The following is an 11,830-nucleotide window of genomic DNA, read 5'->3' on the forward strand; positions in this document are numbered from 1 at the left end:
ACTAGCTATCTTCAAAAATATGGTTGAATAATTGTTAATAATAGTGTATAATTATTAATATTTTGTTCGGTAGAAGTCATAGTCCTATACCTCTTGTTTGAGTTTTGTTCTTATAACTTCCCCACAAGAACCTTGCATGCAGCTTTCCCGCACACGGCTCCACAATAATAGCATTCATAGCATTCGCTCTCATGTATATAAAGAATAGTGTATTTTTGGCTTTGGTAGTGGATTGACTAGTAAGTAATGGTTGAATTGCTCCCACTTCATACTTCTCTTTTGACTACGTCGGTTTATCCACTTAAATGCTAGCCTTGTTATCGATCGATAGAATTGACTTAAACATCGATAATTTCCGCTAATTCCGAAATAGCTATAGTGTCCTGTTAGTTTAGTTTTGAGTTTCTGCCACCATTCTTTAAGACGATCGTGATTTCGAATTCTCTTCATCCATTCTTTGATTTCTTTAATCTTTCTGGCTAGACTTGTTTTTACAGTTTTCTGTTTTATCATTAGTCTACCATTACGACTCTTTCCACAATAATGGGTAAATCCAAGAAATTTGAAGCTATTCTTTCTTCGTTTCTCTCTTTCTGCTTGATACCATTCTCTCTTGCCAAACTTTACTATTCTTGTTTTGTTTTCAGATATTTCCAATCCAAATTTTCTTAATCTTTGTTTCAGCAATTCCAAGAACTCTTTCGCATCTTCTTCCTTTTCGCAGCACACTACAAAATCGTCGCAAAACCTTATTAGCTGCATACTCACTCTGGATCTAGGTTTAAATTTCTTTTCAAACCACAAATCCAATACATAATGTAGGTATATTTTAGCTAATATTGGGCTTACTATACCGCCTTGTGGTGTACCTTGTTCGGTTGCTTCATAATGTCCAGCTTCAACTATTCCTGCCTTGAGAAACCGTTTTACTAACCACAATAAGTTGGGGTCTGTTATCCTCTCTCTCAGACATCTCATTAGCCATTTATGCTGAATATTATCATAGAACTTCTTGATATCCACTTCTACAATGTAATTAATTGGTTTGTCCATAACTGCTTTATTCAGTGTTTTGACCGCTTGATGACAGCTTCTTCCTGGTTGAAATCCATAAGAGTTGTCCAGAAAATTTGTTTCATAAATACTTTCTAGTATCTTCTTTAACATTATCTGTACCAACTTATCTTCTGTTGATGGTATTCCGAGCCCGCGTTTCTCTTTGCTCCCAGTTTTTGGTATATATACCCTTTTCACCGGTTGCGGTTGATACTGCTTTTTCTTCATGCTATCCACTAGAGTTCTAAGCTTCTCTTCAAGATTTTCTCCGTAAGTTTCCACTGTTACCTGGTCTATACCGCAAGCCTTGTTTCGTTTTAGTTCCTTATAGCACTCTGCAAGATTCTCTGCATTTATCAGATGCACTAACGATGTGAATTTCAATCGTTTATCTCGCTTCGCTCTTTCTACTATCTGGTCTAGTTTTCCTTGCATATTCCTCCAATCTCTGTTGTATTTGTATAGCAATCCCTATACCAGTTACTATATTGCTAACCGCTTCCCCTTGTATGTGGCTTTCCCACACTCTGAGTACTATCAGTTAGTCCGACTTCCTTCGTATCTTTCCCCAGTCCTCGCCTTTATTGACTTGTTCTAGAGTACCCTATTGGGAATACAAAGGATCTCCCAAGTTCACGTAAGTTCCATCTCAACACATGACACGGCCTTAGATCCCGATGGAGCAAGTGATATCTTGCCTTTTCGTTATCACTTATTTTGTCTTCCGCCTGCAAGAGAGCGTCAACCTTCATATCGTCAAAAATTTCGGGACTCAATACCTTCACTTTCGTTGCATCCTATATTGTCCCTTCTATTAGCCCTACTACGCTTGTTACCTTACGTAGCATAATAGTTCGTTCCAGATTGCTGGCTAGGCTTTACCTGAGTTAGATTTTCACCAACTGTTCCTTACGCACTTCTTGGCGCACCTTGCATTACCTCCTGTCACCCAAGTAGCTATACTCGTAGAACATCACACCATAGGGCACAGCATAACTGTATGAACATTGTGATTTGAGTCCACCAGATCCGAGTGCTTTGACTACTTGATTGGATGCTGAGTTGGTGAGTATAAAAGTATAGCTAACGCTTTCATACCGCCGCGGTATCTCTAGATCCCGCTAACAAGTAGCGGAATGACGATTGTCAGGGTGTCATCCCAGCGCCCCTATGATGTCATCCCAGTGCCCAGACACTGGGATCCAGGAAACTTAACTCTACATCAAGTAAATGTACAATAAGAACTAGATTCCAGTGTCAAGCACTGGAATGACAAGTTCTCGGCAACCCCTACGTCATACCGCCGCGGTATCTCATCCGCTAACACGTAGAGGGATGACGATTCTTCAAATCGTCAAGGTGTCATCCCAGTGCCCTGACTACTTGGATCCAGAAAACTTAACTTTAAATAAGTGGCTGCATAATAAAGACTAGATTCCAGCGTCACGCGCTGGAATGACACCATTTTCGGTCTCTTAAATTGCTTTAGCTACAAACATTAAGAAATTTACCAAACGGAAAAAAAGGCAAAAGAAGCCCCGTGGTGCGAGTTTTGACCCTATAATAATTTAAACTGGCGCTGTAATAATGTGCTAACGCTTAAAATAAGCTCGATTTGGCTGAATGTAGAAAAAATTTAAAAGACATGCAGCCGCTATAATTTTATGTAATCCGCCAAAAAATACCCTGAGTTTTTTACTGAATTTTGTCATTGAGCCTGCAGGTCAAAAACAAGTTTTGAGTCATAAATACCCTTATTATCATAATAAGGGGGCTGGCGGAGTTTGTTAAGGAAGTTTTTCGTTTAATCCGTTTCTATGAGCTACTTGAATAACGGCTACAATGTTTGTACAATTGTGCGTAACGCGCTGCCGAACACTGGTTTTTATATGGCTATACAAGAAAAATTAAGGCTTAAAAGGAAACTTAAGCAGCTAATAGGGCCTAAGCCTTCTTAATAAAACATAAAAAGCCCCTTTACCACCATGTTTTTTCGTAGCTTGCTGGTAGTATAGAACCATATGCTGGATTTTAGTATCATTTAACCACTTATTTAAGTTATTCTTTATAGTGTCTGTTTTATTTGTTGCACTGCCGTATCCCGTAATTACCAATAAACATCTATTTCCTGCTCGATAATTTTTGATAATAAAATCTATCAATTTACAGTAAGCATCCTCTATACTATAGCCGTGCAAATCGAGCTTATCGCTTATAAAATATTTACCCCTATCAACTTTTGATTTTGTGTTTTGGTCAAGACAAAATGATGAGTTACCATTATTGGTATTAAGAAAATTCCTTTGTAAGTCGGAGGTACCTTTATCAACCATAGACTTTATATTTACTTTATGATCAACTTTCAAAGTAACTTTTCCACATTCTATTGGCTTAACATTTTTTTGCCAATCCAACTCATCGTCCGACATAAACGCATTAATCGAATTGTATAATTTTACAACAATATCCAAACATAGTAAAATGTTGCTTATTCTATAAAAACCCGATTTTCGATAATACGATGAAATCGTCAAAAACTAATGAGAATTTTTGGCTGTATGGAAAACACACCTGCACGTCAGCACTGAAGAATAAAAATAGGCGATGTATAGAACTGTTAGTAACAGAAAATTTCTATAGAGAACATGAAAAAGAAATTAGGCAATGTGTAAATAGTAAGGGCATTAAAGTTCGATTAGTAGAAAACAAAATACTTAATGACGTTTTATCTAAAGGTGCTAACCATCAAGGAATTGCTTTAAATGTTGCCCCTATTCTTTATAACTTAAGCATCGAAGAAGTAGCTGAAAGCTCAAACGACAGCTCTACTATAGTCATTTTAGATCAAGTCACTGACACGCACAATATTGGATCAATTTTAAGAACTTCAGCTTGTTTTAATGTCAACGCATTGGTTTTACCACATAATCATTCACCTGGCGAAAATGCATCTATTGCAAAAGCAGCAAGTGGAGCATTGGATATTGTTCCGCTAATATACGTTACAAATATAGTAAAAACTATGCAGTATTTAAAAAAGGTCGGCTACTGGTGTTACGGGTTTGATTGCAATGCTAAAGAAAATATAGATGAAATAAAGAGCTTTGAGAAAAAAAGAGTAATTATTTTTGGTTCTGAAGAGAAAGGAATGCGGAGGTTAGTTAAAGAAAATTGTGATTATCTTTTAAAAATACCAATGTCAAATGCAATTAACAGTTTAAATGTTTCAAATGCAGCAGCAATAGGCCTATATTCTATTTATGTTAAAACAAATGCCAGCGCATAGCTGTTTATAATAAAAATACTTGATAGAAATGTGGTTTTATATTATAATGTGTTAAATAATCGATAAAAGGAGTTATATTTATGTCTTACATGAGAAATGAACAGGATATCCGCTCTCAGGGCGTTTATTATAGCGCTGGGCTCAGAAGTTACCTCACTAAAGTATATAACTACATGGCTTTAGCTTTGGGCGTTACAGGGTTTGTTGCATTTCTAACGGTATTTTCTGGTCTTTTTCAGGTAATTCATTATAATCCTGTGCTGCGATTTGTAGTAATGCTATCTCCTTTTGCGCTGGTGTTTTACATGTATTATAAACTTCAACACTTAAGTGCTCAGTCCACAGTTACTATATTTTTTCTTTTCTCAGTATTAATGGGACTCTCCTCATCTTATATTTTTGTAATTTACACTGCAGAAAATATAGCAAGGGCGTTTTTCATTACATCGATCATGTTTGGCTCTATGGCTTTATATGGTAATACCACAAAAAGAGATCTTACAAGTATGGGATCTTTCTTGATGATGGGAGTCTTGGGGTTAATCATTGCACTCATAGTAAATTTATTCCTTAGAAGCAGTCCTCTCTATTTTGCAATATCGTTCATATCAGTAATAGTCTTTACCTTAATGACTGCATATGATGCTCAGAGAATCAAAGACGTTTATTATAGATATAATGATGGCTCAGAAGTTGCCACTACTAAATTGGCAATACTGGGTGCAACTGATCTTTATTTTAACTTTATTAACATATTTCTCAATCTACTCAGGTTACTTAACTTGTTCAATAATAGGGACTAGATGTTTTCCTTTTTAAGGAAAGGTAGTAAGAATTCTATAGTTTTCTTTTTAATATCTTTAGTCGTGTTGATGCTATGTCTTGCATATGCATCGGTGCCACTATATAGCATTTTCTGTAAAGCTACCGGGTATGGTGGCACAACAAGAAAAGTAACTAATGCAACAATAAGTGCAACTGACCAAAAAATCAGGGTCCACTTCAATGCTGATATAATGTCCGATCTACCTTGGGAATTTAAATCAGAAACTAACTACGTTGACGTAAACATAGGAGAACAAAGTTTAGCATTTTATTACACAAAAAATCTATCTGATCAGCCTTCATTTGGCATGGCAGTATATAACGTTACGCCTTTCAAAGCAGGTAAGTATTTTAATAAAGTTGCATGCTTTTGTTTTGAAGAACAAATGTTGCTACCAAAACAAAAAGCAGCTATGCCCGTATCTTTCTATATAGATCCTGAGATAATGCTTGATAGTAATACAAAAGATTTAAGTGAAATAACGCTATCATACACGTTTTTTAAGCTTAAGTAACAAACTTTTTCCTATTGTCATCCAAGGCAGCGTGAGCTATAGCTAACCTGACTTAGATTTACCGACAATTTGAAAAACGACAAATTCGTCATTCCGCTACCCGTTAGCGGAATCTATCCGCGGCGGTATGATGTGTTGCTTGGGTCAGCTATAGAAGGAGTGCGTTGTTATTTAAATAATAGTTATGCAACAGATCTATTGAATTGAGCAAGAGCTCTTATTTGCTTTTTGCGCACTGACTACTTGTGTCTCAGTGCTTGGTGTTGCTAAATCAATCAATTCCCATCCTTCATTATTTACTTCACAAGCATCCCAGTACTTAGCCAATTCCTTATTATTTTTTACAGAATCTGGCATTTTTTTGTCAGGATTTTGTTCTAATATGTAATCAATCAGCATCTTGACACATTTTATCTGACTTTCAGCTCTTTTAGCATTCTTCTTATTTGGTGAAAATTGGTCGAGGGAAAAGTTAGTAAAACCTTCTAAAATGGCACATGCTTGCTCACTAGAGGTAATGATTATTTTTCTCTCCATGAGAGCCTAAAAAAGTTCTGGAGATGATAAGAAAAAAGCTACATGTAGATAGGTAAATTCATCTCTTGGCTTAATGTCCGCTCCAGCTCTTACTAAAGCTTCTGCCACGCTAAGGTATTCAGAGTTGATAGCTATATCTAAGAGTTTTCTGGCATCTGGATCTTTGCCATCATTTTGCACACGAAATTCATGGTCAATTGCAAAATTTCCAGCTTTCCATAACTCAAATAAATCACTGCAGCTTTGACTATACTCTTTATTTGTATTAAATGTGCCTTCTTTTAATTTGTCTTTTATTAGCTCTATTACATTACATATGTTCGTATTATTGCTTATTTTCTTAAATATCTTACAAAGAGCAATATACCTATTAATATATCTATCTCTTCCACCTAACATAATTTATACTCTCTAATTGTTTAAATAGTTTATTTAAAATATAGAGATATTTGATAAAAAGTCAAGCTTGTTAATTGTGGAAACAATAACTTTGCAAAATATTAATTGTTAGATAACATAATTAAAGTTTTTATCTTACATTCATCATGGTTAGAGCTATACAAATAAAAAAAACTGGGGGAGCAGAAGTATTAGAATTTGTAGATAAGAATATAGGTGAGCCAAAAGGCGAGGAAGTCTTAATACGTCATACAAATATCGGCTTAAATCGTTATGATTTAGAGCACAGAAAAGGTACACGCAAAATTAAAAATTTACCATCAGTGCTTGGAGTGGAAGCAGTTGGGGTTATTGAAAAACTTGGTAAAAAAATCAGTGATGGATTCAAAGTTGGAGACAGAGTTGGATATTGCACAGCTCCTCCAGGGGCATATTGTGAAAAGCGCATTATACACCAGAAATATCTGATAAAAATTCCAGATGACATATCTGATGAAGTTGCTGCTGCAGTGCTGTTTAAAGGTATGACAGCTCACTATTTAGTTAATCAATCTTATAAAGTTAGGCCTGGTGCTTTCGTGCTAGTTCATGGGGCTAATGGTGGTTTAGGACAAATAATATGCCAATGGGCAAAGGATAAAAAAGGTGTAGTGATAGGTTCTGTAAGCTCTGATGAAAAAATGAAGATAGCTTTACAAAGTGGCTGCACATACGCAATAAACTACAATGATAAAGACTTCGTTTCTAAAGTTATGGAGATTACGCAAAACAGAGGAGTAGGTGCAGTGTATGACCCTATAGGTTACGCTACAAGTAAGCTTTCTTTTGAATCTTTAGGCAGGTTCGGCATATACGTTTCCTATGGGCAGATATCAGGTAACGCTCCTATTAGTTTTTCTTTACTTAGTTCACGTTCGTTATTTGCAACTGGAACCTCAATATACCATTATAAGCATGATAGATTCACATTAGTGCTTACCACAATGGAAATCTTCGAGATGATAAGAAAAAAACTTTTAACTGTACGGATCAATAAAAAATATAAATTTGATGAAATAATTCAAGCTCATCGCGATATGGAAAATAGAAAAGCGAGTGGGTTAAATATTATCAAAATCTCTTAAATAAATTAGTAATTTAAACTAACCATTCATTAAATCATATCAACTAGAACTTCACATATTTAATTCTCCTTTTGGGGAAATTAAAAGCATATAGCTAAACTGACTTAGGCTTACCAACAACCGTCATCCCGCTACTTGTTAGCGCCGCGGCGGTATGACGTCTTAGCTATAGATGCTGGTTTGTGTGCTCCCAGTAATTTCAAGAGAAGCTTAGTAGACAAGTTGTGTTTTAAACCAGATTCGGTATTTTAAACTGAACATTTTCAATAATAGCACCTGGCATAACTGAAATTTTTACACTCAGGTTTACTTTTAGGTAGTCCATTAATTCATCAACCAATATGTCAGGAGCAGAAGCACCTGCAGTGATTCCTATCTTTTCTACGCCCTGAAACCAGCTTTTATTCACACAGCTGCAATTATCAATTAAGTAGGCTCTTTTTCCTCTGGCAGTGCACAGATCTAATAAGCGGTTTGAATTTGAGCTATTTTTACTTCCTACAACTAACACCATGTCTACAATTTCAGCTAGCTTTTTAACAGCATTTTGTCTGTTTTGCGTTGCATAGCATATGTCCTTTAAATCTGGACCTGTTATGCTTGGAAACCTGAGCTTCAGGGCAACAATAATTTCACGGGTATCGTCGATGCTTAACGTGGTTTGTGTAACATAAGATAAATTATCTGGATCTTTAACTTTTAAATTGCGTACGTCCTGCACAGTTTGCACTAAAATGATAGGATTATTTACTCTTCCTCTAATTCCCTTAACTTCTGGATGGTTTTCATGCCCAATGAGAATTAATTCTTTACCACTGTTTTCATACCTTTTTGCCTCTTTATGCACTTTGCTGACTAAAGGACATGTTGCATCAATCACTTGAATACCCTTTCTTTTTGCCTTATCTTCTATATTTTTTGATACTCCGTGCGCGCTGAAGATCAGTATTCCTCCATTATCTTCAATTTCCTCGATACTGTTCACAAAAACCACTCCTTGTCTCTTAAAGTCCTCTACTATATATTTATTGTGAACAATTTCGTGTAGCACATAAACTTGGCACTTGTTTTTGTATTTTTCTAAAGTAATAGCTAATATGTCCACAGCTCTTTTTACCCCGGCACAAAAACCTCGCGGCTCAGCTAAGATAATTTCCATTTTTGTCAAATCAAGTAAATATGCAAGCATTACTTAAAAATAAGCTCCGCTCACTGTGTTTTATAGTACCATTATTTACGTTTTATATAATAATTATTTTTCGCATATTCTCTTTAACATTTGATCAACCTACTACTTCAGAAAATTTTAGAAAAGATAATACAGTATATAAACAACCTGATATTTTAGATAGAAATGGAGTGGTAATAGCAACAAATGTGCCCACAACATCACTATATACAGATGCAACCAAAGTAAAGAATCCGGAAAGTATAGCAGCACAACTGTGTTCTATTTTGAATGATCTTGAATACGAGAATTCATATAGAGTACTTACTTCAAAAAAGAAATTTGCTTGGGTAAAGCGGCACTTGACTCCAAAAGAACTGTTAGCAATAAAAAATGCCGGCGTGCCAGGAATAAACTTCTATAACGATGTAAAACGTATATATCCTCACAGTAATTTATTTTCACACGTGCTTGGTTACACTGACATAGATGGTAACGGTATTGCAGGAGTTGAGGCATATATAAGTAAAAACAAACAACATTCTGTTACCCAAGTAGCTGACACTGGGGTCCAGAAAAAAAATACGTGGATTCCAGCATTACGCGCTGGAATAACACCTTACCAGGGTATTCAACTATCCTTAGATACACGAGTGCAAAACATAGTGCATGAAGAGCTAACTAAAGCTGTAAGCAGATATCAGGCACTCGGCGGAGTAGGAATTGTTTTAAATGTGAGAAATAGTGAAGTCATCTCAATGGTCAGTCTGCCTGATTTTAACCCCAACCTACAGAATAAGGCAGAAGACGTACAAAAGTTTAATCGCACCAGTCTTGGGGTGTATGAGATGGGGTCGGTATTAAAATTCTTTACAATAGCCGCAGCGCTTGATGCAAACGTTGTAAAAATTGATGATTTATATGACGTGTCAAAGCCAATCACTATTGGGAAATATAAAATTTATGATCTTCATGAATTTAAGATTCCGGAAATCACTGTGCGAGATATATTTGTGAAATCATCCAACATTGGTGCAGCAAAAATTGCAGTTAAATTAGGTATTGAAAAACAAGTAGAATACTTTAAAGCTATGAAGCTATTTTCTCCTTTGAAAATAGAAATACCAGAAAAATCTACACCGATAATCCCGGATAAATGGAGTGAAAACACTTTAATAACAGCATCTTATGGTTATGGCATAGCTGTAACTCCTATACATCTTGCACAAACTGCAGCAGCATTAATCAACAATGGGGTATTTCATAACGCAACCTTGATGTTGAATAAGAGAAGTATAGGAGAGCAAATTATCTCAAGAAGAACTTCCAGGAAAATGAGAAAATTATTACGCGCAGCAGTAACAGATGGCACTGGCAGAAAAGCAAAAATAAAGGCATATTCAATAGGGGGAAAGACTGGATCGGCGGAAAAAGTTGTAGATGGTAAATATAGCAAAGATGCAAACATAGCGTCATTTATAGGAGTGCTAACTATGCTTGACCCAAGGTATATAGTGCTAATTGCTATTGATGAACCTCAAGGGATACACCATACCGGGGGAATAATTGCTGCGCCTATAGTAAAGAACATTATAAATAGAATAGCACCTATACTAAATGTTACACCTGAGATGTAAAATTATGATTGCTTTACTATAACTTCAAATCTATCATTGCCAAAATCCTTATTAATATACCAAGAACCATCATCTTTAGTTACAAATTCAAGACCTTTAAGATTTCTTTTCATTGTCTTTCCATTTTGACCATCGATAGCGATATTAATATCGAATGTAATAACGTCTAGATTTATCATAGCTTCTTTCCCGCTGCACGAATTTAGACTGAACTTGCCTAACATGACATCATTAAAACTCACTTCCCCTGTATAGACATCACACTGACCGTCCACACAACACGTAGTTTCAATATAGAAAAGATCTGACATATAAAACACCTTGCGTTTATAAAAAAAGAGCTAAATATATATAGCTAGTGCAGCCCTACGCCACGCCGCTAACAAGTAATAGTCGTAAACCTAGAGCACTTTAGCTATATAACCATAATACAGCTAGGAATGTAAAATTCAACAGTTAATTGTGTAAGGAAGTCTAAATTACTACATCTTAGAGGAATGGCTATTTAGTTTTTTTGTTAATCTTTTTTACCATGCTGTCAATCATATGCTTTATCCCTTGATATACAGAGTATATACTTTCGTCGCTACGCATATAAGCAGAACAGGAAAATACATTATGTTCTTCGTCTTCTATTGATAACCCTGTATCACACTTTATGTGTTCACCACCAAGCTTCTCTATCAACTGTTCTCTGTCATCTCCTATAGTTACCTTAACCTTACTTTCTTCTTTACCTATCTTGCTACTTAAAATTGAAACAATGATGGCTGGAGATATGCATATCGCTCCTATCGGCTTTTTTGTAACAAAAAATTCTGAAACTAATCTTTCAAATTCAGGCATTACTGTCACCATGTCTTTATTTTCAGCTAAGTTAGACAAATTTTTTGCAACCCCGTATCCACCAGGTACAACTAGCATGTCAAAATTTTCAGCTTTGCCTTCTTTTAAGTCATATATTTCGCCTCTTGCGATTCTTGCTGCTTCCACAAGTACATTCCTTTTTTCTTTTGTTGCCTCTTTTGTTTTATGATTCATAACTTGTGTGATATTGATATCAGGTGCAAAGCATTTAACATCCACTTCCTGCTGATCAAGCACAAGCAAACTTAAAACCGCTTCTCTTACCTCTGCACCGTCAAGGTGACCACATCCTGATAAAACCACAGCAGCTTTTAATTTTTTTTCACCCATAAAGTACCTTAATTTCATATAATCTAGATATTTTAATACAAATTCTATATTTGGAAAGAGGTTATTATATTAATTATCTCATGTTT

Annotated in this window: 12 protein-coding genes; 5 read left to right on the top strand and 7 right to left on the bottom strand. The window is 35.6% G+C overall.

Annotated features, from left to right (window positions below; translation table 11 throughout):
* Positions 1 to 189: 189 nt before the first annotated feature.
* Complete coding sequence (gene ltrA / locus AAGD69_RS04850; RefSeq protein ID WP_341811720.1) at positions 190 to 1,491, bottom strand: group II intron reverse transcriptase/maturase; 1,302 nt, start codon at positions 1,489 to 1,491, stop codon at positions 190 to 192.
* Positions 1,492 to 2,990: 1,499 nt separating this feature from the next.
* The gene (locus tag AAGD69_RS04855) at positions 2,991 to 3,485 is read right to left on the bottom strand and encodes a Smr/MutS family protein (RefSeq protein WP_341812645.1); all 495 of its coding nucleotides are present in this window, start codon (positions 3,483 to 3,485) and stop codon (positions 2,991 to 2,993) included.
* Between the two features lie 92 nt (positions 3,486 to 3,577).
* On the opposite strand from AAGD69_RS04855, the gene rlmB reads away from it, so the two are divergent.
* The 3 genes from rlmB (at position 3,578) to AAGD69_RS04870 (ending at position 5,682) form a co-directional block, all read left to right on the top strand.
* Positions 3,578 to 4,342: a 23S rRNA (guanosine(2251)-2'-O)-methyltransferase RlmB gene (gene rlmB / locus AAGD69_RS04860; RefSeq protein ID WP_341811848.1), complete on the top strand. Its 765-nt coding sequence runs from the start codon at positions 3,578 to 3,580 to the stop codon at positions 4,340 to 4,342.
* Positions 4,343 to 4,422: 80 nt separating this feature from the next.
* Positions 4,423 to 5,145 (top strand): Bax inhibitor-1/YccA family protein, encoded by a 723-nt coding sequence (locus AAGD69_RS04865; protein WP_341811849.1) that lies wholly within the window; start codon positions 4,423 to 4,425, stop codon positions 5,143 to 5,145.
* A complete protein-coding gene (locus tag AAGD69_RS04870) occupies positions 5,146 to 5,682 on the top strand; it encodes a cytochrome c oxidase assembly protein (protein WP_341811850.1) in 537 nt (178 codons plus the stop codon).
* A gap of 195 nt (positions 5,683 to 5,877) precedes the next feature.
* Here the strand turns inward: AAGD69_RS04870 and AAGD69_RS04875 are convergent, their stop codons facing one another.
* Both AAGD69_RS04875 and AAGD69_RS04880 read right to left on the bottom strand, forming a co-directional pair.
* Entirely contained in the window at positions 5,878 to 6,219 is a 342-nt protein-coding gene (locus AAGD69_RS04875) for a hypothetical protein (RefSeq protein WP_341811851.1), read from the bottom strand.
* Positions 6,220 to 6,225: 6 nt separating this feature from the next.
* Positions 6,226 to 6,618, bottom strand: a complete 393-nt coding sequence (locus AAGD69_RS04880) for a hypothetical protein (protein WP_341811852.1) — start codon at positions 6,616 to 6,618, stop codon at positions 6,226 to 6,228.
* 146 nt (positions 6,619 to 6,764) lie between these two features.
* Here AAGD69_RS04880 and AAGD69_RS04885 point away from each other — a divergent pair, with 146 nt between their 5' ends.
* Positions 6,765 to 7,742 (top strand): quinone oxidoreductase, encoded by a 978-nt coding sequence (locus tag AAGD69_RS04885; protein ID WP_341811853.1) that lies wholly within the window; start codon positions 6,765 to 6,767, stop codon positions 7,740 to 7,742.
* 229 nt (positions 7,743 to 7,971) lie between these two features.
* Here the strand turns inward: AAGD69_RS04885 and ispH are convergent, their stop codons facing one another.
* Positions 7,972 to 8,901: a 4-hydroxy-3-methylbut-2-enyl diphosphate reductase gene (gene ispH / locus AAGD69_RS04890; protein ID WP_341812646.1), complete on the bottom strand. Its 930-nt coding sequence runs from the start codon at positions 8,899 to 8,901 to the stop codon at positions 7,972 to 7,974.
* Between the two features lie 20 nt (positions 8,902 to 8,921).
* Here ispH and AAGD69_RS04895 point away from each other — a divergent pair, with 20 nt between their 5' ends.
* Entirely contained in the window at positions 8,922 to 10,547 is a 1,626-nt protein-coding gene (locus AAGD69_RS04895; RefSeq protein ID WP_341811854.1) for a penicillin-binding protein 2, read from the top strand.
* 2 nt (positions 10,548 to 10,549) lie between these two features.
* Here AAGD69_RS04895 and AAGD69_RS04900 read toward each other — a convergent pair whose 3' ends face one another.
* Both AAGD69_RS04900 and elbB read right to left on the bottom strand, forming a co-directional pair.
* Positions 10,550 to 10,858, bottom strand: coding sequence for a hypothetical protein (locus AAGD69_RS04900; RefSeq protein WP_064125016.1), 309 nt, complete (start codon positions 10,856 to 10,858; stop codon positions 10,550 to 10,552).
* Between the two features lie 190 nt (positions 10,859 to 11,048).
* Positions 11,049 to 11,744: an isoprenoid biosynthesis glyoxalase ElbB gene (elbB, locus tag AAGD69_RS04905; protein ID WP_341811855.1), complete on the bottom strand. Its 696-nt coding sequence runs from the start codon at positions 11,742 to 11,744 to the stop codon at positions 11,049 to 11,051.
* Between the last annotated feature and the right edge of the window lie 86 nt (positions 11,745 to 11,830).

It is taken from the genome of Wolbachia endosymbiont (group A) of Conops quadrifasciatus, from assembly GCF_964027015.1.
Lineage (GTDB): Bacteria > Pseudomonadota > Alphaproteobacteria > Rickettsiales > Anaplasmataceae > Wolbachia.

Coding starts and splice junctions, on each gene's coding strand:
- AAGD69_RS04880 (WP_341811852.1), bottom strand. CDS start 6,618: ATGTTAGGTGGAAGAGATAGATATATTAATAGGTATATTGCTCTTTGT.
- rlmB (WP_341811848.1), top strand. CDS start 3,578: ATGAAATCGTCAAAAACTAATGAGAATTTTTGGCTGTATGGAAAACAC.
- AAGD69_RS04875 (WP_341811851.1), bottom strand. CDS start 6,219: ATGGAGAGAAAAATAATCATTACCTCTAGTGAGCAAGCATGTGCCATT.
- AAGD69_RS04855 (WP_341812645.1), bottom strand. CDS start 3,485: ATGTCGGACGATGAGTTGGATTGGCAAAAAAATGTTAAGCCAATAGAA.
- AAGD69_RS04895 (WP_341811854.1), top strand. CDS start 8,922: ATGCAAGCATTACTTAAAAATAAGCTCCGCTCACTGTGTTTTATAGTA.
- ispH (WP_341812646.1), bottom strand. CDS start 8,901: ATGGAAATTATCTTAGCTGAGCCGCGAGGTTTTTGTGCCGGGGTAAAA.
- elbB (WP_341811855.1), bottom strand. CDS start 11,744: ATGGGTGAAAAAAAATTAAAAGCTGCTGTGGTTTTATCAGGATGTGGT.
- AAGD69_RS04865 (WP_341811849.1), top strand. CDS start 4,423: ATGTCTTACATGAGAAATGAACAGGATATCCGCTCTCAGGGCGTTTAT.
- AAGD69_RS04900 (WP_064125016.1), bottom strand. CDS start 10,858: ATGTCAGATCTTTTCTATATTGAAACTACGTGTTGTGTGGACGGTCAG.
- AAGD69_RS04885 (WP_341811853.1), top strand. CDS start 6,765: ATGGTTAGAGCTATACAAATAAAAAAAACTGGGGGAGCAGAAGTATTA.
- AAGD69_RS04870 (WP_341811850.1), top strand. CDS start 5,146: ATGTTTTCCTTTTTAAGGAAAGGTAGTAAGAATTCTATAGTTTTCTTT.
- ltrA (WP_341811720.1), bottom strand. CDS start 1,491: ATGCAAGGAAAACTAGACCAGATAGTAGAAAGAGCGAAGCGAGATAAA.